General features: G+C 36.0%; 24 protein-coding genes and 2 pseudogenes. 5 read left to right on the top strand and 21 right to left on the bottom strand.

The genetic code is table 11. The features are described from left to right. The 3 genes and pseudogenes from OOK82_RS06700 to OOK82_RS06690 form a co-directional block, all read right to left on the bottom strand. Positions 1-462 carry an ankyrin repeat domain-containing protein gene (locus OOK82_RS06700; RefSeq protein WP_264704369.1) on the bottom strand — a complete coding sequence of 154 codons (462 nt, stop codon included), beginning with the start codon at positions 460-462 and terminating at the stop codon, positions 1-3. Between the two features lie 33 nt (positions 463-495). Beyond that, complete coding sequence (locus OOK82_RS06695) at positions 496-1,224, bottom strand: ankyrin repeat domain-containing protein (protein WP_264704368.1); 729 nt, start codon at positions 1,222-1,224, stop codon at positions 496-498. 167 nt (positions 1,225-1,391) lie between these two features. Next, positions 1,392-1,766: pseudogene (locus OOK82_RS06690) on the bottom strand (phage tail protein); the annotation flags it as partial. Between the two features lie 221 nt (positions 1,767-1,987). Here OOK82_RS06690 and OOK82_RS06685 point away from each other — a divergent pair. Beyond that, complete coding sequence (locus OOK82_RS06685; RefSeq protein WP_264336326.1) at positions 1,988-2,932, top strand: IS110 family RNA-guided transposase; 945 nt, start codon at positions 1,988-1,990, stop codon at positions 2,930-2,932. 81 nt (positions 2,933-3,013) lie between these two features. On the opposite strand, the gene OOK82_RS06680 is transcribed toward OOK82_RS06685, so the two are convergent. The 18 genes and pseudogenes from OOK82_RS06680 to OOK82_RS06595 form a co-directional block, all read right to left on the bottom strand. Further along, positions 3,014-3,991 carry a phage tail protein gene (locus OOK82_RS06680; RefSeq protein ID WP_264377167.1) on the bottom strand — a complete coding sequence of 326 codons (978 nt, stop codon included), beginning with the start codon at positions 3,989-3,991 and terminating at the stop codon, positions 3,014-3,016. A 6-nt stretch (positions 3,992-3,997) separates the two neighbouring features. After that, positions 3,998-4,795, bottom strand: coding sequence for a baseplate assembly protein (locus tag OOK82_RS06675; protein ID WP_264377168.1), 798 nt, complete (start codon positions 4,793-4,795; stop codon positions 3,998-4,000). Positions 4,796-4,804: 9 nt separating this feature from the next. Next, on the bottom strand, positions 4,805-5,140 hold the full coding sequence (locus OOK82_RS06670) for a GPW/gp25 family protein (RefSeq protein ID WP_264377169.1): 336 nt from the start codon (positions 5,138-5,140) through the stop codon (positions 4,805-4,807). 5 nt (positions 5,141-5,145) lie between these two features. After that, positions 5,146-5,400, bottom strand: a complete 255-nt coding sequence (locus tag OOK82_RS06665) for a PAAR domain-containing protein (protein WP_264686947.1) — start codon at positions 5,398-5,400, stop codon at positions 5,146-5,148. An 8-nt stretch (positions 5,401-5,408) separates the two neighbouring features. Then, positions 5,409-5,864, bottom strand: coding sequence for a phage baseplate assembly protein V (locus tag OOK82_RS06660; protein WP_264686946.1), 456 nt, complete (start codon positions 5,862-5,864; stop codon positions 5,409-5,411). Continuing rightward, the gene (locus OOK82_RS06655; RefSeq protein WP_264686945.1) at positions 5,851-6,324 is read right to left on the bottom strand and encodes a hypothetical protein; all 474 of its coding nucleotides are present in this window, start codon (positions 6,322-6,324) and stop codon (positions 5,851-5,853) included. Before OOK82_RS06655 ends, OOK82_RS06660 begins: the two co-directional genes overlap by 14 nt. Continuing rightward, positions 6,305-6,807 (bottom strand): annotated as a pseudogene (locus OOK82_RS06650) (phage tail protein). Before OOK82_RS06650 ends, OOK82_RS06655 begins: the two are co-directional and overlap by 20 nt. 1 nt (position 6,808) lies before the next feature. Continuing rightward, entirely contained in the window at positions 6,809-7,114 is a 306-nt protein-coding gene (locus tag OOK82_RS06645) for a head-tail joining protein (RefSeq protein WP_262986521.1), read from the bottom strand. A 96-nt stretch (positions 7,115-7,210) separates the two neighbouring features. Continuing rightward, a complete protein-coding gene (locus OOK82_RS06640) occupies positions 7,211-8,215 on the bottom strand; it encodes a major capsid protein (RefSeq protein ID WP_264704601.1) in 1,005 nt (334 codons plus the stop codon). A 24-nt stretch (positions 8,216-8,239) separates the two neighbouring features. Beyond that, entirely contained in the window at positions 8,240-8,611 is a 372-nt protein-coding gene (locus OOK82_RS06635; protein ID WP_264686943.1) for a head decoration protein, read from the bottom strand. Continuing rightward, complete coding sequence (locus tag OOK82_RS06630; RefSeq protein ID WP_264377348.1) at positions 8,586-9,692, bottom strand: S49 family peptidase; 1,107 nt, start codon at positions 9,690-9,692, stop codon at positions 8,586-8,588. The genes OOK82_RS06635 and OOK82_RS06630 overlap by 26 nt, the downstream gene beginning before the upstream one ends. Beyond that, on the bottom strand, positions 9,689-11,107 hold the full coding sequence (locus tag OOK82_RS06625) for a phage portal protein (RefSeq protein WP_264686942.1): 1,419 nt from the start codon (positions 11,105-11,107) through the stop codon (positions 9,689-9,691). Before OOK82_RS06625 ends, OOK82_RS06630 begins: the two co-directional genes overlap by 4 nt. Beyond that, a complete protein-coding gene (locus tag OOK82_RS06620; protein ID WP_012482036.1) occupies positions 11,107-12,138 on the bottom strand; it encodes a PDDEXK nuclease domain-containing protein in 1,032 nt (343 codons plus the stop codon). Before OOK82_RS06620 ends, OOK82_RS06625 begins: the two co-directional genes overlap by 1 nt. Positions 12,139-12,164: 26 nt before the next feature. Next, positions 12,165-12,389 carry a hypothetical protein gene (locus OOK82_RS06615; RefSeq protein ID WP_211908700.1) on the bottom strand — a complete coding sequence of 75 codons (225 nt, stop codon included), beginning with the start codon at positions 12,387-12,389 and terminating at the stop codon, positions 12,165-12,167. A gap of 1 nt (position 12,390) precedes the next feature. Then, positions 12,391-14,220 (bottom strand): phage terminase large subunit family protein, encoded by a 1,830-nt coding sequence (locus tag OOK82_RS06610; RefSeq protein ID WP_264704600.1) that lies wholly within the window; start codon positions 14,218-14,220, stop codon positions 12,391-12,393. Continuing rightward, positions 14,217-15,701 (bottom strand): ankyrin repeat domain-containing protein, encoded by a 1,485-nt coding sequence (locus tag OOK82_RS06605; RefSeq protein ID WP_141457102.1) that lies wholly within the window; start codon positions 15,699-15,701, stop codon positions 14,217-14,219. Before OOK82_RS06605 ends, OOK82_RS06610 begins: the two co-directional genes overlap by 4 nt. A gap of 19 nt (positions 15,702-15,720) precedes the next feature. Next, entirely contained in the window at positions 15,721-16,191 is a 471-nt protein-coding gene (locus OOK82_RS06600) for a hypothetical protein (RefSeq protein WP_264686939.1), read from the bottom strand. 133 nt (positions 16,192-16,324) lie between these two features. Next, on the bottom strand, positions 16,325-16,795 hold the full coding sequence (locus OOK82_RS06595; RefSeq protein WP_264377173.1) for a RuvC family protein: 471 nt from the start codon (positions 16,793-16,795) through the stop codon (positions 16,325-16,327). A gap of 724 nt (positions 16,796-17,519) precedes the next feature. On the opposite strand from OOK82_RS06595, the gene OOK82_RS06590 reads away from it, so the two are divergent. The 4 genes from OOK82_RS06590 to OOK82_RS06575 are packed head-to-tail and all read left to right on the top strand — an operon-like array spanning position 17,520 to position 20,590. Further along, positions 17,520-18,011, top strand: a complete 492-nt coding sequence (locus OOK82_RS06590; protein WP_264377175.1) for an RNA polymerase sigma factor — start codon at positions 17,520-17,522, stop codon at positions 18,009-18,011. 49 nt (positions 18,012-18,060) lie between these two features. Beyond that, positions 18,061-18,858 carry an ATP-binding protein gene (locus OOK82_RS06585; protein WP_264377176.1) on the top strand — a complete coding sequence of 266 codons (798 nt, stop codon included), beginning with the start codon at positions 18,061-18,063 and terminating at the stop codon, positions 18,856-18,858. A 23-nt stretch (positions 18,859-18,881) separates the two neighbouring features. Beyond that, positions 18,882-19,361, top strand: a complete 480-nt coding sequence (locus OOK82_RS06580; protein ID WP_264377177.1) for a hypothetical protein — start codon at positions 18,882-18,884, stop codon at positions 19,359-19,361. After that, positions 19,358-20,590, top strand: coding sequence for an AAA family ATPase (locus tag OOK82_RS06575; protein ID WP_264686937.1), 1,233 nt, complete (start codon positions 19,358-19,360; stop codon positions 20,588-20,590). Before OOK82_RS06580 ends, OOK82_RS06575 begins: the two co-directional genes overlap by 4 nt. The last annotated feature ends 43 nt before the right edge of the window (positions 20,591-20,633 follow it).

Genomic DNA, 20,633 nt, shown 5'->3' with positions numbered 1-20,633 from the left:
TTAGCCTTTCATAAATAACTTTTCAATTCTGTCTGTTTCTTTCTTTAATACCTCGGTTACTTCTTTACTATAATCCATTGCTGTCATTCCAAATTTATCCGCTTGCTCTATTTCTGCTCCTGCTTCCACTAACTCTTCTACTATTTCCACTTTCCCCACCATACATGCAAGGTGCAATGGAGTGCATTTACTTCCATATTCCTCAGCATTTACGTCTGCTCCTGATTTTATCAATTCCCTCACGATTTCTAGACGTTTCTCCGTTACCGCTAGATGCAGTGCTGTATATCCTCCTATATCTGTTGCATTCACATTCACTCCTTTTTCAACTAATAACCTCACTGTTTTTGCGTCTACTGCATAATGTAGAGCTGTTCTTCCTTTTTCGTCTCTTTCATAAATATTTTTACATGAGTTCTCTAATAATTCTTTTGCTGACTTCTCTTTCTCTTTTTTACTCATAATTTACCTCACCTTTTCTTTAAATTTAAACCCCTAAGCCTTCCTTCTCACCACCTCATCTATCATTTCATTCACTTGGCTCATTATCTTGCTTGCTAAATTTTTACACTCTTCCTTTATTAGTGACTTATCTTTCTTCCTTATTTCTTCTATCTCTATTATTTTGAACTCAGGTAAATAGCTCCTATCCAACATATCTGCTATTTCTTCCACTATCCTCTCTATTCCATAGCACGTCAGTTCTCTACTTTTTGTTATTCCTCCTTTTTCTCTCAGAAATTTACTCGCCCTTTCACTCTCTTTGCTATCACATAGACGATACTTTTCACTTTCCCAAATGTAATACATTGGTGTTGCACCATATTTATTCAGTTGATTAACCTCAGCTCCTGCTTTTACTAGCTCTTTTATTATTTCAACTCCTGCTCCTCCTATTTTGCATGCAGAGTGTAGTGGCGTACATCCAGTGACATATTGAGTGGCATTTACTTCTGCTCCTTCCCTTAGCAGCACTTTTACATTTTCTAAGCTTTTCGCAAATACTGCACAGTGTAGTGGTGTATAACCATTTTTATCTCTTGCATTTACCTCTGCCCCTTTTTTTATTAATAACCTCGCTGTTTTGTAATCAGAGATTTCTACTGCTTGGTGCAATATCGTCTCTCCTTCTTCATTTCTTTTATTAATGTTTTTAAACCCGTTACTTGATACTTCTTTAAAAAACTTACTAAAAGATTCTCTCTTTTCTTCGCTAAACTTCATACTTACCTCACAAAATTAGCTTTTCTAGCGCCAGATAAATTTCTTATGTTTACCTGCTGCTATTTAATTCATGTCCTTTTTAGCATAAGAAAGCAAGTCCTTTTCTTTTTATTTCATACGTTTTAACCTATTATTAACATAATACATGAGGATCTAAATATAAGTATTTAACTTATTACACATATTGCTTGACTATTTTTCCAACTTCTGTGCAAATGTCGATGTTCGTGCCACTTCAGTACTCCTGGGTAAAACACTAAAATGTAATTTTCTAATTCGTGTATTGAGTCTTTTTGCTCTGAATCTGAGTCATTTTTATAGTAAACGTTGTGTTCTGCTAAAACATATTTTCTGACCTTCTGATCTGTATAATTTTTTGCTTTATAGTTGTGAGTAACGCTAAATCTTTCTAAAATTGGCTTGTGTTTTAAATTCCAATATTGCCCTGAAAGTTTATCGCTTCCCAATACAAATTTATTTCCTCTTTCTTCTACGCTACTAACTGGAAAGCACGTATTTATGTCTCCTAAATCCCAACTGTTGTAAGTTAAAAATATGATATAAAGGAGATAAGAGGGAAGATAACCCTACTCACTATAGGAATAGAGTTATCACGGGCGTGTGCGACCGACCAACTGTTGGTATTATAACCGTTCGGATCAAGGTACACTAGCCCATCTCTCGATACGTTTGAATAGTTGCATGGGACATATGTATGCACCCGTTTACAATCTTAAATTAATTAAAACTAATCGAGGTTATTATGATTACATCTTATCAAAATTTTATTGGCATTGATATCGGAAAATTTAAAAATGTTGTTGCAGTTCACAAACAGAAGAACGCTGTCGAATTCGACAATGATACTGCTGGCTGGCAACAATTGTTTCAAGATTTTTCAAATATCTTACCTAATTCTTTAGTAACTCTGGAAAACACTGGAAAATATGAGCTTGGCTTAGCACATTTTCTTGTTGATAAAGATATTGCTGTACATCGAGCTAATACTCGCAAAGTAAAAAGCTTTGTTCTATCTCATGGAACTTTAGCAAAGTCTGATCAATCAGATGCAAGAGCCCTTGCTCAGTATGGGTTTGAACGCTATAGTACTCTATCTCTATTTGCACCTATGTCAAAAGAACAAACAACCTTAGTTGCACTTTGTCAACGTCGTGATGACATTACAAAAATGAGAGCTCAAGAGAAATCTAGGCTTGCAGCACCTGAAAACGACCATATAAAAGAAAGCTGTCAGAAAACTATTGAATTCTTTAATAGCCAGATAGATGAGCTCAACAATACCATACAAAAAATTATTGATGAGAATCCAGAGTTACAAAAGCGCCAAAAAATCCTTAAAACAGTTCCAGGAATAGGTGCAAAATTATCTCAAGATTTTCTGTGTCTAATGCCAGAACTTGGTTATGTAAGTAGGGGAGAAATTGCAAGTCTTGCTGGAGTTGCACCTCATCCGAAAGAAAGTGGTAAAACTATTGGTTATCGCAGAATAAGTGGTGGCAGAAGCAACGTTCGTGAAAAGCTTTTTACAGCTGCGATGTCTGCTTCAAGGTCTAAGTCTGCGCTTGGTGCCTTCTATTCAAGGCTTGTTGGTAAAGGTAAAAAGAAGATGGTGGCTATGACAGCTCTAATGCGTAAAATCATAGTAATTGCCAATGCGAGGCTTAAAGAAGCAGTCAATGTGAATTAAAAAAATCTGCATAGAAAATAGGTTAACGAATATGTGGATAAATACGTCTACACACATTTAAAGTATTTATCCACATATTCGTTAACCATAAGATCTAAGCAGTAACTGTTGTTTGATACAAAATTTTTCTATGATTAAGTTAGGGTTTTTATTGTCAAAAATGCACTTTTTACTCGAATAAAAAACAAAATTACAAACAAAAGTTGTAATGAAACTAAATTCAAAAAATTTTAAAAAACATAGTTGATCTGACAATACTATTAATGCTTTAGCACACTTAATTTCTGGCAATAAACTCTGTGGTAGAGGATATAGTGCTTCTAAGTTGTACCACTCATGATTTCTTTCATATGTACCGTTGTAATTCTTCGTGTGAGGCTCTTTCTCTCCTAATGTTGCAACATCTAACCTATATAAATCATTACTGTAACTTCTATCATAATGTGATCTAAAAGTGCCAAATTTAAATCTTGGATTTCCTATTTTCAGCTCAAATGAGTTTTTTCTTCCAAACGATAATACTGGTCCTTCTTTTGCTATTTTTACACCTGAGTAGTCTGAAAGAAGATCTCCAAAAATACTTTCATCTAACATAAATCGCTGAGCATTATAATAGTCATTGAATATTCGCATTAATCGAGATCTTGCCGGTGCAGAAAGTTTTGCCAGAGCAATTACACTATCGACAAAAAAGTCATTAGGAACATCAGAGATGCCAATTTGAAATTCAGCAAAATGCTCTCCTGGTGGTTCTTCTTGAATGGTAATATTATCAATGTTTGCCCACTTCAGCGCCATCTTCAGTGACTGTGGTGTACCGCGCAAACGTTGAAATCTTATTCCGTTTTGCTTAGCTGAGACCCATTCTTTTAATGCACTCTTAGTAGCTTTCTTACCCCAGGATAAAATTTCTCCCAAGCCGTATTCCGCTACTAGCCACGGCAACATTTCAGTCTGTGGGTTAATTTTAAATCCCCGTAGAGAATTTGCATCAAAAGAATAATTAATTATGTCTGTAAGTATTTGCTCTTGCTTTGAAGCATTTGGAGGAAGTATCACCAATTTTTACCTAACACTTAAATTATTTAAAGTAACGCATTCATTATCTCGCACGACGATGTCTTCTATCGGCTCTGTAAGCTCTATATTCTGCATACCTTCTATAAAGAGGTGGGCAATAATCCATGATCTGGTAACATTCCACCCTAAACCTTTAGCAGATTCAAGATCTTTGATAAATTGTTCCTTTGCAGCTTCGATAACATCTTTGGATGCAGTAGGGTAAATATGCACTTTAGCATGAATAGTAATGGGAATAATACCACAGCCAATAACTGTAAGCGTATCTGTTAATACACGAATATCATCGCGAATAACGTGATTTCTGACGATCTCTAGCAATTCTTCTGAAGGTACTCCATCATTTTCTGTGGAAAATATTGAAATCTGTACACTTCCTGGTATAGTTGATACCACTTGCGCATCTTTTACTCTTGTGTCAGCAGATAATGCATGATAACGATAATGCTCTTTGCTTCCTGCTGTTGACCAACCAACAATTTTGGCTTTTACCCGCTTTCTTAAGGATTCATCATTCTCTGACTCCTTTCTCAGCACACCATAAAATTCAGCCAAGTGATCAAGGTCATTACCTCTTGCAAAAGCAAGTAAATTTGCCTGTGCTGCATCATTAATCCTTTGCCTAAGAAGTAGTTCACGCCAGGCTGCCACTTCCAGGATTTTTATTGCTGGATCACTCTCAGTTAGCGCAGAAAAACTTGCATCTCGACGCATTAACTCTTCTTTCATTCGCGAAAGGATTTCCTCAAATTTTAATGTTTCGACAATATTTGGTGTTTTCATTCTACTGCCTTATACTATAATACCATCAAGGCGGATCGGCTCTCCATTTGGTAGATAGGTTCCTTCTAAAATGAGAGTTACTTTGCCTTCTTTAATTTCTGTTACTTGTACACGTTTAAGCTTAAATCGACGCTCCCACTTTTCCAGTGCTTCTGCAACTGCTGCATAAAGTTCTTGTGCAAAACCAGGTACAATTGGATGATCAATCAGCTCAAATAATCTTGATCCGTAATCTCGGCGCATAACACGAGTACCAATTGGTGTAGTTAAAATATCAACTATTGATTGTTTTAAATGCTCTATACCACTGATTCTTTTGCCAGTTTCAGAACTCATACCACGCATATTATTTACCCTGCAAAGACATTGTTACTTCCTTGTTCTGCTATTGCTCCACAGGAAATTAGGTCACCAGTACGAGCAATCGCTTTGCCATTTGCAAACACTGCTTTCGACCCTTGAGTCATTACTTTTCCTTCACTCAAACTATCTCCTTGCCTACAGACAGGTCTTCCGTTTATAAATACATCTCTGCTTCCACTTATACAAAAATGCGGCAATGCTTCTTCACAGTGATCTCCTAGGCGTATAACTGATTTATTCATTACTTTCCCTAATTTAGATTTATTCTTTTTGCTTTTAGTTTTATTTCGTTCTTTGTTATCTCTATGCTTGATTCCCCAACCTTCAGTGTTATTTTGTCTACTACTTCAATCTCTAAATGATGTTTCCCTTTATCATATGTAAATCTTGTCCCATCTTGAAATTTTACACTATTTACTTCCTTTTTATTCTCTGGAGGAGGGTATTTTTCCTGATATATTGCCGGTAACACCACCCCCAAAGACAATTCTCCCAATGGTGATAATACTATTACCTGTTCATCAATATTTGGTGGTGACCAACTTTCAGCTCTATTTGTTATCCATGGAAGAAAATCTGTTACAAGTTCACCTATTTTAACTTTTACTTTAGCTTTTTCATAATCTATTTTTTCGACAATGCCTATACGGACAATGTTGGCCAATTTCCTCCGCAATTCTGAAATTGCAAAATTACTTTCCAACATTCACATCGATTAAATGAGGTTTTATTTTACTCACTTCCCAAATCGATCGCCCTACATGCAATTCGTGCGCCCAGTCTACCATCCACACTAAATATGCATCGAGCTCTGGCCTAAAATCATCTCCTCCTCCTGATATAAATTCTCCTGGTGAAACATTTTTCACGTTCCAAGTATTTTTATTTACTACTCTGGCAACCTCAGCAGCTAATGATCTGACAATAATAGGGGCATTTTCTATTGTGCTATCAATCACAATTCGTGCTTCAAATTTTGCTCTCAGCGCCAGCTCCTCTGTTCCTGGATCTTTTCCTTGCTCTAGACTTGACAATTCTACAAATACCGCTGGAGCCGCTAACTCTTTCCTTATTGCTGGATATACTTCACATGTCTGTATCGCTGGTATCTCTGCCTCTAGCGTATTACAAATCGCTTCATGTAAATTAGTCCAAAATGCCGTCATAAAATAACTCATGTGTAAAATATTTTTCAAATATCCTTTCAACTTCATAATTAACAATATTATCCTTGAAGCCTCTGGTTTCAGTGACAATTTAACTTCCTTTATTGGCAATGCTGCTCTTCCTTCACGTTTAAAAATACCGCTATTTCCTTTTGGCATAACTGCTGCAAATCCTCCTATAAACTCATGCTTTCCTACTTTCGATCCCCTTCTTGTTTTTTGTATTTTACCAATTGTCGATGCTCTAATGTCATAGAGATTTGCTCTAATTAACACGTCTAATCTGCTAGTTTTCGCCTTAAAAATTCTTAATCTCTTTCTTATCAAACTTAATTTTATCTTCTTTTCCTCACTGATTTCCTTAGCTGCTTGCGCTTTTAACCATAGTGCCGTTTTGTTTAATGCCTTTACCGTTGCTAATTCTACTTTTCTTCTTTTAGCATTTACACTTTCTATTACCTCAACTTCTATATGAACAGACATTTTACACCCCAGACGCTTTTATTTTCCACGTTATTCCAGACTTGTCTCTAAGTGGCGGTGAGTGTACTTTATATCTTCGATCACCTATAACAAAAACATCTCCCACTATTGGCTTTAACACATCAAACGCACTTACTTCTAACGCTAAAGTTTCTTCCACAAATTGTCCTTCACCAATCTCGTATAATTTATCTGGCTGTTGCTTTAATACTTGTACCATGTATGACTTATCCTTTGATTTATACAAAGCCACTTCTCCTAAATGGGCAAAACAATCTTCTAATAATCGCTTAATATTCTCTTGCATATTTCTTTTTGATATACTAACCTTTACATGCTAAGAAAGCGCATATCGGTAGAGTCGTTCTGTGCCTCACCACCTTGTAGTTACTCTACCAGTATGTTATGCTATAGCGACTTTTACTAATACGCCAGGTCTATGGCACATTGGCAATGGATTTGACTGCGTATGTAAATCTGTTCCTCTATCAAATCTTCTTGGTTCTTGCTTTGCATATAGTGGCTGTCCTAGTGTGTTTACCGTCTCATTAAAATCTGCTGGTGCAAAATATGTTGTAAATGTGCTTGCTGTTCCTAGTGGAAAACAGTGACCTGTATCTTTCTCAATAAATCTTCTCACGGTTCCTTCAGGATCAGTTGCTTGTCCTCTGTATTCCTCAAATGTTATTCCACAAAACGTAAATCCTGATCTCATATCATTCCGAAGCGCTGCTCCTTCTTGCCATCTTTCATATGCTTCTTTTACTTTACTATGCGAAGTTAATGCATCAAAAAATTCAGGGCTTACCAAAGCATGTACTCCTGTCATATATTCACCACTTAGATTATCTTCTATATGCCGGAGTACTTCCATACACTTACGCTTTACATCTGTTGTTGCTGTTCCTAGTGCAAAATTTACTACTTTTGGCGTGATTTCAAATTCGTTGTACAGATTTAATAATTCTGACCCGTCAGCATCTAAAATTATTCCTTTCAGCGCTCCCATTCGTAAATGCTCTAATGTTATTGCGTGTTTGTTTCTCATTAGCTGTAAATGGTCAGTTACTACGTCTGCCAGCGCTTTCAGTTCACTCTCTGATCCAAATGCTCTTATTCCCTGTACTTCTTCTGGTAACACTACATCATCATGAGGAATATGTGGAATCGTAAATGTTCTTACTTTTCTTTTTCCTCTTTTTCCTACTGTTGCTGGTGCTCCGGGTAACTGCGTTGGTAGTAAACTTAACACTCCGTTGTGTTCTTCTATGGTAATATGTCTAAATCTTACTGACCTACTTGGAAATAAATTTAGATTTCCAACACGTCCATAATTTATCGGCAATATATTCATCGCATTTGTTAGTGCCGTCATGCTAAATGCTGTATTTGTAAATGGATTTTGCATTCTTTTTCTCCTTATTAATTTTAGTTAAACTCCCTTGCGGATAATGATCCCTCGTCCTTCAAGTTGCTTTATTGCTGCAGTTTTCTGCTCTTCAGTGATATTTGCTGGCCATACAATTGCATGATCGGCAAGAAGAGCAATACGAGTAATTATTACTGCTTTAGTATCTCCATCTTTGCTATTTACATCGCTTGTTATTACACCTATCGCTGTTTGTGTGCCATCTGTGGCAGTTGGATTTATTACCTTAATCATGTTGTCTTTATCACGACCAACAACTGTACCAAGTTTAAGATTTTGACCTTTAGCTACTGCTATTGAGTCTCTTGAATACAGGCTTGATGCCTCATACTTTAATAAGTCACCTAGATTATTTTGTTCGGTTATAGTACTCATTTTGCTTTTCTCCTTTTGTTATATATTTTAAATGCCTACGACTTTTCGCTACCTGCATCATCAACTCTTCTCCTGAATTCTGTGGTATTGCACTCAGTATCTCTGTCTTTTTCGTTTGCTCTGCAAGTAATTCCATTAAAACCTCCCTTGCTTGCTCAACACTTACGCCCTGCTCAATAAATTCTCCTATCTTTTCTGGCATCTTTGATATATTACATAAACGTATTAATTCAAGAACTTCAGTACGATACTTAGTTAAATTATTAGTTTCTTCTTTTAGGTCAGTTATAGTTTGTTCGTTCATAGTAATACTCCTGTTTTTATTAATATATTTAAACTCTGAAAGAATTGTAATTCCATCTGCAAGACCTATTTCTACTGCTTTCTCGCCAAAATATAGCCCTGCTTCTGTTGATTTGATTGCCTCTACAGAAAGGTTTCTATTGCGTGCTATTAGCTCAACCAGCATTTCATATAAACGATTCACTTCGCTTTTTAGATTTTCTAAACTCTCAGAAGTTATTGGCTCATGTGGATTTAAATCATTTTTTCTACTTCCTGCAAACACTGTGGTATATTTTATTCCACATTTTTCATCAAATCCACTTTGATCTATATGACTTGCTATTACTCCTATACTCCCAACTCCTGAAGTGCGGGTGAGAAAAATCTTTTCAGCGCTAGAAGCTATAGCGTACGCAGCAGAATATGCATCATCATTTGCTATCGCTATTATCCTCTTTTTTCCTCTTGATTCATAAATAAAGTCAGCTAGGTCAAATATACCGTTTACCTCTCCTCCGGGGCTATCTATTTCCAGTATAATTGTCTCTATGCTACTATCTGCTAATGCTTGTGTAATTTGTTCTTCTATTTGCTCATATGATGTCATTCCGAGCATTTCATCAAATGCACCAGGTTTTTTAGTTAAAATGCCATGTATCGGTATTATTCCTCTTTCACTATTTCTTACTGCATGTTTTATATTTTTAAAGATAGGCTGCTTTCCTGTTTGTAGTGACAGTAACTCAAAACTCCTTGGTTCTACCATTACACATCTGTTTAGCCATTGTTGTTTCATATCACCTCTTGATTGGCCGTAACGTCAGAATCAAAACTTAAGCCCAGTTCACTTGCACGTCTTTGATCTTCTGCTATTTCTTGGTCAATTTCTTCTACATCATAACCCATTTCTGATACTACTTCCGCTCGACTCTTGAATCCATTTCTTACTGCCATTTGTTGTGCTTGCTGATCTTTCAGTGGATCCACCCAATCAAATCCCTGTGGTATCCATTTTACTTCTTCTTTCACTGCTTTTACTACTTTTTCATCTATACTCAGTTCTCCACAAAGCACTGCTAATTCTAGCCATCTATTCCAAATAGGTCTACAAAACTGGAACACTATCACGTTATGCTGTAACATTGCACACCTTCTGCGAAACTCTATCAGCCCTGCTCGAATGGATGAATAATTAACACCTGTTAAATCTCCTGTTAGCTGCTCATATGTTATTCCTGTACCTATTGCTATTGCCCTCAGTTGCTGTCTCATGAATGCTTCATAACTTCCTCCTACGTCTGATGGTTCTGAAAATTTTATGTCCTCTCCTGGGTCTAAAAGCTGCATTGTTCCAGGTTCCAGTCCAGATAGTGCTACTCCTTGCTCACTTGCTTCACCTTCTCCCATGATATTTGCTTCTGGATCGAGTCTCGTAATAAATCCAGCAAACATTGCTGCAGTTTTCTTTCTCACCAGCTCTGCATCATCATATTGATCAAGCTCATAAAGCTTCAGCAGTATATTAGAAAGCCATGGCTCCCCTCTGATTTGCCCAGGTCTTAATGGTCTATAAATATGTAAAACATCATTTGCTGGCACTCTCACTGATTCACCAAACGAGCCTTCACCAGGGTGTTCTTTAAATAGGTAATATGCTTCTCTTTGCCCAAGCTTGTTAAACTCAATCCCGTTTCTTATTACATTACCATTTCCTAAAGTTTGATTTGTTTTATTATCTAAATGTTCAGACTCAAGTACTTGCAGTTGTAATGGTACAGAAAATCCATCTTCGAGTTTACGATTTCGGAGGCGTACAAAACATTCTCCTCCCTCTATCATACTTCTGCATACTAGAGCTTGTAATCCATAAAAATCACTTACTCCGTTACTATCTGCTTCATCTGTCCATCTTAGCCATAATTCTTGTACTTTCTTTCGAAATTCTCCATCTCTTGCTTTTGATTGCGGTTTTATTCCTGTCCCAATAGAGTTACTCACTATGGTATCAATGATATTTGCTGCATATGGATTTTTTCTCACCATATCACGTGATCGACTACGTAAAGTTTCAAGGTTTTGAGACAGCAAATTGTTTATACTTCCTAACTCTGGTTGAAAGTGAAAAAATCTTCTTCCTGACCCTGCTGCATCCCATGCAGAGCTTTTGATTTTTGGCTTACTAAATAGTTGTTTGAATGATTTGAGTAGCATTACTTCTCTTTATCTGAAACTTTAGATAACTCAGCTTCTAATTCCTCTATCGTTGGTAAAGCTGTCTTTATATTCTCTGGTAGACTTTCAGTTATTCGATATTCTGCTAGTCCTATTGGTTTTGTCATATCTTTTAGAGTGTATTTTGCTAGTACATCATTTTTAGATTTACATAAAATCAACCCTACAGATGGTTGATCTGTCTCGTGTTTTAGCAAGTCATCTACTGCTGAAAGGTAGAAATTCATTTTACCGGCGTATTCTGGTTTAAACTTATTATCTTTCAATTCAATTACTATAAAACAACGTAATTTTAGATGGTAGAATAATAGATCGACAAAGAAGTCTTCATCACCAACATCTAAATGAAATTGTCTACCTACAAATGCAAAGCCTTCACCAAGTTCTAACAAAAACTTCTCCATATGTCCTACAAGACCTTTTTCTACTTCTCTTTCATGAGCATCCTTTCCTATACTTAAAAAATCAAAAATATATGGATCTTTTAACGTGTAATGCGCTAGATCTGATTGAGGTGAAGGTAACTTCTCTTTAAAATTAGTGATAGCCTTTCCTTGACGTTTATGTAACCCAAGTTCAATCTGCATTACCATGATGTTTCTTGACCAGCCATGTTCTATAGCTTCTTTTATGTAGAATAGCCTCGCTTCTTTGTCCCGAACTAAGTCCATCAGAAATACATTATGTCCCCATGGCAATTGGGCAACAAGTTGTTGCACAAATTCAATATCTTGATATTCCCCTGCAAACTGCCTCATATATTTTAGATTTCTTGTGCTAAAACCTTTCATTTCTGGAAACTCAGCCTTTAAGTCTCTACTTAACTGCTCAATTACTTTGGATCCCCAACCTTGGCTCTTTTGTTTTTCTAGAATCTGTGTTCCAATATAATGATAAAGTAGTAGTAGCTCTTTATTTACTGTTCTTGCTGCTTTATAACGACTAATAGCAATCTGTTCTTTCAGCTGCTCTAAAAATTCTGTATATTCTTTTGCTATAATTTTTGTCATACGGTTCCTTTCAACGATTTTCATCATTATATGATCCCCTTACTCGTTGAAAAAACAATTTTCCTCTTTGGCTTCATGCCCGCAACTTTTAACCCCGCTTTTATTCGTTGCCTGAGCTCCAATAAATCCTTTATTTGAACTTCCCCGTACCGTACAATATGGTCACCATATGCAATTGATACTACTCTCTCTCCATTTTGTAGTTTCTTTATCGCTTCTTCGACTTGAATTAAATATTCTTCGTTATACATTTCACTTCTCATTCAACCATTGGCTTTGCCTTACTTTTTTAGGCTTTTTGCTTTCCATTTTTCCACTCAAACTATTCCATTTATTTTCTTGCCACCTATCAATTCCAAGCGCAATAGATGCAGCTCTCGCATAAATTCGGCAATCTAGCACTTCGTTTCTTTCTCTTACCTTTTGCCACTCCTGTTTGGTGTATCCCTTTACTACCTTGCTGACTAACTGCTCTGCCGTTAGCTGCTTAAAATACTCAGGTGCATACTCGGGAAAATGACAATATCCAGGTAGAGCTTTTCCTTCTTCTTCTTTTAAAATATTAAATAATTGAAAAAGCTCTGACTTTAATATTGATACTCCTACTGGCCAGAGCTTTATTCCTCTTTTTAATTTTTGACCACCAACTGTTATATCTACTCTACTTGGGCTACTAAGTGGCACTAACGCTTTATTTACACCTTTCACTGCCATTACTCTTCCTGATCCTTGATGACTTCTCACCCAATTGTATACTTCCTGCGTTGCATATCCAGCATCTACTGCCATCATACTTATCATATATTCAAGCCCATTTTCACCGATAAAATGATGATTGAGGAGCTCCGAAAGCTTTCCCCATACTTCTCCACTTCCTGTATCTCCTTCAAATACTCGGTAGTCTATTGACCAATTTTCTCTGCCTTTTCCCCAGGCTACAACTTCTACTTCCAAGCGATCTTTTTGAACATCTACTCCTGCTGTGAGAACTACTTCGCCTTTTGGTACTGTGCCAATCTGAAAAAATTCTCTCCTGTTAAATAATTGCTTCCAGTCCGGTACTTCTCCTTTATCTACCCAGGTTTCTCCAAGCGTGGTATTTATCCAAACTTTCAGTAATTGTTCACTTTCCTTTGCATGGAGAAAGTTCTCTACTGCTTGTTGCCAACTATACCAGCCTACTGGACTATAAAGACTTGAAAGATGAAATCCTTTTTTCTCCCCTTCTTTTGCCCCTGTAGCTCTCCATTCTCCACGGTCTAGCATCTCTGTCTTTTGATGATTTTCTATCTTTTCACCACATTCTATACACATATAGTGTGCTGTATTTGGATTTTTATCTTCCCATTTTATTTGTGACCACTTTAAAATTTGGTAATAATTACAATGCGGACATGGTACAAAAAAATATCTCTTGTCTGTAGCTTCAAATTCCTTCTCAATTCTGCTTATTCCATGAATCGTTGGCGTTGATACTAAAAAAATCTTTCGCCGTGCAAATGTATTAGTACGGGCTATGCTGAGTAAAACTGGATCTCCTTCACCTCCCGAATCTCCTGGATAGGCATCTATTTCATCAAGAAAGAGATATTTTACTGGCATAGATCGGAGGCCTACACTGCTATTTGCTCCGGTTATTACTACTATTCCACCTGGAAATTCCTTACTTTGTACAGTATTCCCTGAATCTCTTGATCTTGGGTCTTTTACTTTACTTTTTAAACATGGTGTACTTTCAATCAGTGGCGCAAATCTTCCTTTTGACCAACGTTTTCCCATTTCAACTGTTGGCTGTACTACTAGCATTGGCCCTGGTGTTTGATCGATGATATAGCCTATCCAATTGTTACCAGCTTCTGTTCCCCCAATCTGCGCTCCTTTCATGAATACTACTTTTTCTGCAGGTGAAGAAGGAGAAAGTGAATCCATTATTTCTTTTAAATAAGGAGTTCTTTCTGTTCTCCATTTCCCTGGCTCTGATGCTGCAGTTGGTGCTAGAACTCGATACTCATTTGCCCACTCTGATACTTTAAGCTCTGGATCTGGTCTTAAACCTTCAGAAAAAGCTCTAGCGTATATCATTGTCTGCATCTACTCATAATTGACTCTATCTCAACATCATTAACAGTAGAACTACACTCTTCCAGTTCCATAAACATCTTTTTCTGAAATTCCTTTTCTATGTATCTTTTGCTCATCTCACTTATCATTATTGCTATAATAAGCGCAAGTATTCCTGTTGTTGTTGCAAAAATGATTGTACTGCTTATTGTTGTTGCTGTTAAACCTATATATGCTGCCATTGCTACTGCGCTAACTGTAATACAGATGCAGATAATATTATTATGTTTTTTCATCCTTTTATCTGCTATTTCTCTCTGTGCTATATATTTATTATGAAGGGTTGGAAAATTAACAACGGTATCTCTGCAGAGTAACGCTCCATTTTTTTCAGTAAATAAAACTTTAAGTAACTCTAAATTATTTGACTTGATTGCTAAGTGCAAAACAGGTGTATAGTTTGCTCCTTTTTTCAGTAGTAATTTTACTACATGTAAATGTCCTTTTTCTGCAGCAAGGTAAATAGGTGATAAACCTTTATTATTTACAATATCAATATCAATTTCTTCCTTTAAGATTGCATCTACAAGCTCAATTTCTCCTCTTTGTGCAGCTAAATGGAGTAGACTATTCTTTTCAGAACCGTATTTATTACTCATCAAAGCCTTCTTTATCTCAGGTTTAGCGTAATCAAATGGTGTCTTGCCCCTATCGTCTTTTACCAGAGGGTCTATATCTTCTCGCGTTAGTAAGACCTCTATTGTTTTAAGTCTTTCAGCGTAATGTAGAGGTGTTCTATTTTCGTAGTCCTGCAAATTGACTTGAGCATTAGGCTCCTTTATTAAGCATTTGAGAATATCAAGACATAAATCCCTTTCATCGTAATTAGTATTACTTACAGCTATATGCACAGGTGATAATTTCATCGAGTTTTGTCCTACACGTGCGCTATTTACATCTGCTCCTAGCTCCAGTAATAACTTTACTATCTCCAACTTCTTGTTATTAACTGCATAGTGCATTGGTGTCTGATTTCGTGCATCAAAGACATCTATTTCAGCGCTTCCTTCTTCCACTAAAATTTTGACAACATTTTCATGTCCTATGCCTGCTGCTAGATGTAATGGAGTATGATGCAGAGCATTTCGTACATTAACGTCAATACCTTTTCTGATCAAATATCTCACTGCATTAATTTCACCTATCATTGCAGCTAAATGAAGTAAGCTATCTTGTTCTGATCCGTATTTGTGATTGATTAATGCTTGTAATATTTCTGCTTTTTTACCTTCTTTGGCATAATCTAAGGAGGTTTTGCCTTCATTGTCCTCAACAAAAGGATTAATGTTCTTTTTCGTGAGTAACAGATCTACCATACTTAATTCATCAAACTCTATAGCGCAATGCAGTGGAGTTTTTCCGTTTAACCCTCTGACATTAACATCTAATCCAGGTTGATTAATGAGGCATTTTATTAACTCTAAACTTAAGTTATCAGCCATTTTATATTCAAAATCTTTTTTATATTTGAAATTTAGTATTAGATAATTCTTGTAATGAGTTTGTAATCTCTTCGGTTAGCGCCATATGAATCTTTTCAGTGTCGCTCAGTGATGCAAGCAGTGCTGAAACTCTATTTGGAATATTAAGCAAATTATTACGGACAACTCTTGCTACATTAAACGCATCGCGCTTTACTTCTTCTACTGCTACAAGTTCTCCTATCTCAGCCTTAGCTTTCGCCTCAAGAAGTTTACCACGCTCCGTTTCATTTTTTATTCGCGTTTTTAGCAATATCGTTGAAAGCTTTTCTCCATTCTCTTTTCTTCTCAGTGGTTGACTTGGATCACGAACAGCTTTCAGAGCTTCATTTGCCTGCTCGGGGTCAATAAGTCCATCTTTGAGTTCAACGATTCCTTTCTTTACCAAAGAACAGACATATTGCCTTGAAAACCCTTTTTCTCTTGCCCATTCTGCTTGCTTAATTTTCACCTTTTTTTCTCCTTTTTTGGCACTGCTCAGCTATAACTGCACAAGTAGTCAACATTTGAAATATTTCTGACGCTAAAGAAGGCCCGAGGTCAGGACCACCAAACCCTCCAGCATGGCCGAAAGGACCCACTTTTTATGATACTTTTAATGTATTAAAATCTTTACTGAAATTCATAACATAGAACATTAAAGCTAAAGAATCTGCTTCATTATCATCTGTTGGACAGAAACCCTTTTTCTGTACTGCTTCAATTACATCAGCTTTACTTGCATTGCCTTTGCCTGTTATAAAGCGTTTGATAGTTTTCACAGATACACCTTTGTATGGCACATGATGTTCTTCACACCAAGCAGAAAGATGTGCTAAAAACCCTCCATAGATATGTGAAGCATCAGTTCCCAAGTGTCTTCTCACTTCTTCAAAGTACACAACTTCAATACCTGGAAATTTATACTTAAGTGCATTAAGCCAATTACGAAAATTTAAAAACTGCATTCCACCACCACTAAACCTGCTAACATGAAAACTCTTACTTCCACTTTGCACTATTCCATCATGTAAAATAGTCCAACCAGTTTGTTTGCCAAGATCTAGGGTGAGCATTTCCTTTCAATTGCTGAGTACATATATATACAAGATTTGGAAAATTTTCGTCCAAAAAATCTTCAATTTTTGAAAAATTTTTTATAATTAACTCTTTCTTGAAGATGTTTATTTAAAAACCTTACTTATCCTAAACATGATTTTTCTACTTTTAGAGTTTTTTTTATTATTCTAAATCTTATATTTTATATGTTTTTATATATGTGTATATTTTTATATATGTATTATATATATATTATATATAAGGGTTTTAGGAAGCTGGAACCCTCCATATTGGCGGACTTCAGATATGCCGTTCCTAGGAACGGTTTTAGGAACGCATGGTGAAAACCCTCCATACAGGCTAATTCTAGATTCCTGATTCCTAATTCCTGATTTAGGAAGCCAGTAATTAGGAACGGAACTTAAGATCATAGAGAGCACATTTTTCCCTCTTAAAAATTGGTAATATTGAATTTCAAAATATGAAATTCTTATATATCTTACTACATTTTTAACATAATTTTAGAAAGCCTGAGCTACCCACTCTTTGAAATCCATTCAAAATAGTTTCCAAAAACCTGAACTGTATTATTTTAAATTGCATCAGTATTATTCTCAAAAAAAAATAACAGAATATCAATAGATTAAAAATCGCATCAGTATTATTTATTTTTGCTCCTGTCCTACATAACGGCATTAATAACTCCCATCCTTAAAGCATTAATTTGTTTTAGGGAAAACCATGAAATTAAAAAATATAGCTATAATTGTTAAAAACGTAAAATACCAAGCCTATAGACTAAAACTTGCTAAGTGCTTTATTGATGAGAATAACGAAGATCTTGAGCAAGAACTCTTCTGTGAAATTTGGCCATGTCTTGATCAATATGATGAAGATAAAAGTAGCTTTAACACTTTCGTAGCAAGATTAACTGAAAACAAAGCTATTAACTTGCTAAAGAAACAGCGATGTGCAAAACGCGATATCAATAACTATATTAGTATCGATGTAACAGAGCTACTTGAGAGTGAAATAACAAAACGCATTGATGTAGACTATATGATCTCGGTTTTACCAAAGGAATGGCAAAATATATGTGAGCAACTTAAGTTTTTCAACTTACATGAAGTTGCCAAAATGAACAACGTTTCAAGAACCACTTTAAACAATATTATCAAGAAGATACGTGCCAAACTTTCTCCTATTTACTACGAAGGCAAAAAGAAAAATTGAACAAAATTTTTGCCTTTCTTGTATATATACATTGCAGCATGGATAAATAATGATTCTTAAAATTTTGAATAATAATGAAAGATTGCAAACAATATCAAGTGTAAAGATGGTCATCTTTGGTCCTTATGGTATTGGTAAAACAAGTCTCCTAAAGACTATAGATGAACCAACACTTTGCCTTGATTTTGAAGCAGGGCTTCTTGCCGTTCAAGACTGGCAAGGAGATTCAATTAGTCTTCGCACTTGGAATGAAGCTAGAGATATTGCTTGTCTTATAGGGGGGTCTAATCCTGCGCTGAAGTCTGATCAAGCATACAGCCAAAGACACTATGAACATGTATCTGGTAAGTACAAAGATCTTTTCTCTGAGTTTTCTAAATACCGATGCATCTTTGTAGATAGCATAACCGTTGCTTCACGTTTATGTCTGTTATGGGCAAAAATGCAACCTGAAGCTTTTTCTGAGAGATCAGGAAAACAGGATATGAGAGCTGCGTATGGATTACTTGCTCAAGAAATGATGGCTTGGCTCAATCAATTTCAACACATCAGAGACAAAGACATCATCATAGTTGGCACTTTAGGTCAATATCTCGATGACTGCAATCGTCCAACTTGGCTACCTCAATGCGAAGGAACTAAAACTGCCAGTGAAATTCCTGGGATAGTTGACGAAGTAATCAGTATGGTTGGAATCAAGAAAGATGATGGAACGGAGAAGCGCTCTTTTGTTTGCCACACTTTAAACCCTTGGGGATACCCAGCTAAAGACCGCAGTGGACGCCTGAGTATGGTTGAAGAACCGCATTTAGGCAAGCTGCTTACAAAGATTAAAAGCAAGTTTTAAAATTTAAACATGGAGAGTGATATATGTTACAAAACCTATTAACTGATTTTAACACTGTAAAACCGCAAAGTAGACTGATACCAAAAGGTACAATAGTAAAGGTAAAAATGACAATCAAGCCTGGAGGTTATGAGCATTGGTTTACTAAAAGCCCCACTACCGGTAGCATTTATTTAAATACAGAATTTACCGTTATTGAAGGTCTATATGAAAAGCACAAGATTTACCAAATAATTGGTATTAAAAGTAATAAAGCAGAAGATACTTGGGGAGAAATGGGTCGCTCTATGCTTCGCAGTATCTTGGAATCAGCACGTGACATTCATCCACATGATAACTCAGAAAGTGCAATCCTTGCTCGTAAGCTAAATTCAATTGCAGAATTAAATGGCTTAGAGTTTACAGTAAAGGTAAGTGTTATAACTGATGAATATGGAGAAAAGAACAAAATTGCTTCGGTAGAATACCGCAAAAATTATGAAATTGACAGAGTACCATTTTGAAGTACGACGAGGAAAAGCTTTGGTCTGCTGTCGTTACTAGAGGTATTCAGGACGCAGTAGGAAAAAACTCAAAGCTAAGAGAAGAAGCAATTCATTGGCTGAATTCAAAATCTTTTGAAACTGTTTGTGAGCTAGCTAATCTCAACTTTACACGTATGAAAAATATGTATGGGAATTTTATGTCTAAAAAGCAAAAAGAGTTAAAGATGTTATTGATTGATAATATCAAGGAGTGTGTTTCTTACCTACTTCCAAATGGTGAGTTTTACCGAGAAAAAACTTATATCGGAAACTTAAATGGAAATACAATTACAGTTAAAATAGTAGGTAAGGAAGCTGGTGATTGGCGTAATTTTACCAAAGGGACTAGCGGTGATATTATTGATCTTTGGATTTTGATTAAAGGTGATATATATTCTGCTAGAAAGTGGCTCAATAAAAAATCAAAGAGTGGAGAAAAAAAAGGGGGGAAAAGAGAAGAAAAAATATTTTCTGTAAAGCAGTACTTAAGTGATCAATCACCAATACCAGAAGATATAATAGCTCCACGAATTCTCACTCCAGGTGGTCTTTTAGTCATTGGTGGTACGCCAAAGGTTGGCAAAAGTTATTTTCTTCTCTCTTTGCTTGCACATCTTGCAGCAGGAGTGTCGTTTCTTAAGATGAAGTCAGCAAGGCCACTAAAAATAATCTATCTGCAAAATGAGATGGAGTACAATTATATCAGGGAACGCATACAACAAATCATAACTAATCAAAGGCTGCCAAATCTAGCAGAGGAAAACTTGATTGTTACTACAAAGATGAGATTAACTTTAAATGATGAAGGTATAGAGAGAATAAAAGAGATCATAGGGGAAAAATTTAAAACGATAGATCTTATCGTCTTGGATTCGATTGACTATGAAAATATATTTTCTGGCCTGCAAAGCAGAATAGAAAAATTACGTTCTATAATTAATCCTATGGCTGGAATCATTATTACACGTCATACCAGAAAAGTATCCACAGCTACACTCGCAAAAAGTCCTTTTCAAGCTTTAATTGGTGCTAATGCTTTAAGAAGTTTTTATACATCTGGTATGGTAATGTTTCAACCAAATAAACGTGCAAATGTCTTGCAAGTAGTATATGAGCTAAGAAACGGTAAATCAATACCAGCAAAATTCATTAGCAGAGTAAATGGGCGTTGGCAGAACTCTAAAGTTATAGCTACAGGTGCGCCGTAGAGACATGGAAAGTGTTGAAGCTGCATGATAGATGAGGGTGGGC

Source organism: Wolbachia endosymbiont (group B) of Apotomis betuletana, from assembly GCF_947250475.1.
In the GTDB taxonomy this organism is placed as follows: Bacteria; Pseudomonadota; Alphaproteobacteria; order Rickettsiales; family Anaplasmataceae; genus Wolbachia.
Note: the sequence above shows the minus strand (reverse complement) of the source record. Positions and strands in the feature narration are given on the sequence as shown.

Bases quoted from the DNA above. Each gene is read 5' to 3' on its own strand.
- OOK82_RS06640 (WP_264704601.1), bottom strand. From the start codon at position 8,215: ATGCAAAATCCATTTACAAATACAGCATTTAGCATGACGGCACTAACA.
- OOK82_RS06580 (WP_264377177.1), top strand. From the start codon at position 18,882: ATGTTACAAAACCTATTAACTGATTTTAACACTGTAAAACCGCAAAGT.
- OOK82_RS06665 (WP_264686947.1), bottom strand. From the start codon at position 5,400: ATGAATAAATCAGTTATACGCCTAGGAGATCACTGTGAAGAAGCATTG.
- OOK82_RS06635 (WP_264686943.1), bottom strand. From the start codon at position 8,611: ATGAGTACTATAACCGAACAAAATAATCTAGGTGACTTATTAAAGTAT.
- OOK82_RS06645 (WP_262986521.1), bottom strand. From the start codon at position 7,114: ATGCAAGAGAATATTAAGCGATTATTAGAAGATTGTTTTGCCCATTTA.
- OOK82_RS06590 (WP_264377175.1), top strand. From the start codon at position 17,520: ATGAAATTAAAAAATATAGCTATAATTGTTAAAAACGTAAAATACCAA.
- OOK82_RS06605 (WP_141457102.1), bottom strand. From the start codon at position 15,701: ATGGCTGATAACTTAAGTTTAGAGTTAATAAAATGCCTCATTAATCAA.
- OOK82_RS06615 (WP_211908700.1), bottom strand. From the start codon at position 12,389: ATGTATAACGAAGAATATTTAATTCAAGTCGAAGAAGCGATAAAGAAA.
- OOK82_RS06595 (WP_264377173.1), bottom strand. From the start codon at position 16,795: ATGCTCACCCTAGATCTTGGCAAACAAACTGGTTGGACTATTTTACAT.
- OOK82_RS06670 (WP_264377169.1), bottom strand. From the start codon at position 5,140: ATGCGTGGTATGAGTTCTGAAACTGGCAAAAGAATCAGTGGTATAGAG.
- OOK82_RS06675 (WP_264377168.1), bottom strand. From the start codon at position 4,795: ATGAAAACACCAAATATTGTCGAAACATTAAAATTTGAGGAAATCCTT.
- OOK82_RS06700 (WP_264704369.1), bottom strand. From the start codon at position 462: ATGAGTAAAAAAGAGAAAGAGAAGTCAGCAAAAGAATTATTAGAGAAC.
- OOK82_RS06630 (WP_264377348.1), bottom strand. From the start codon at position 9,692: ATGAAACAACAATGGCTAAACAGATGTGTAATGGTAGAACCAAGGAGT.
- OOK82_RS06685 (WP_264336326.1), top strand. From the start codon at position 1,988: ATGATTACATCTTATCAAAATTTTATTGGCATTGATATCGGAAAATTT.
- OOK82_RS06610 (WP_264704600.1), bottom strand. From the start codon at position 14,220: ATGATATACGCTAGAGCTTTTTCTGAAGGTTTAAGACCAGATCCAGAG.
- OOK82_RS06620 (WP_012482036.1), bottom strand. From the start codon at position 12,138: ATGACAAAAATTATAGCAAAAGAATATACAGAATTTTTAGAGCAGCTG.
- OOK82_RS06660 (WP_264686946.1), bottom strand. From the start codon at position 5,864: ATGTTGGAAAGTAATTTTGCAATTTCAGAATTGCGGAGGAAATTGGCC.
- OOK82_RS06695 (WP_264704368.1), bottom strand. From the start codon at position 1,224: ATGAAGTTTAGCGAAGAAAAGAGAGAATCTTTTAGTAAGTTTTTTAAA.
- OOK82_RS06625 (WP_264686942.1), bottom strand. From the start codon at position 11,107: ATGCTACTCAAATCATTCAAACAACTATTTAGTAAGCCAAAAATCAAA.
- OOK82_RS06655 (WP_264686945.1), bottom strand. From the start codon at position 6,324: ATGACGGCATTTTGGACTAATTTACATGAAGCGATTTGTAATACGCTA.
- OOK82_RS06585 (WP_264377176.1), top strand. From the start codon at position 18,061: ATGATTCTTAAAATTTTGAATAATAATGAAAGATTGCAAACAATATCA.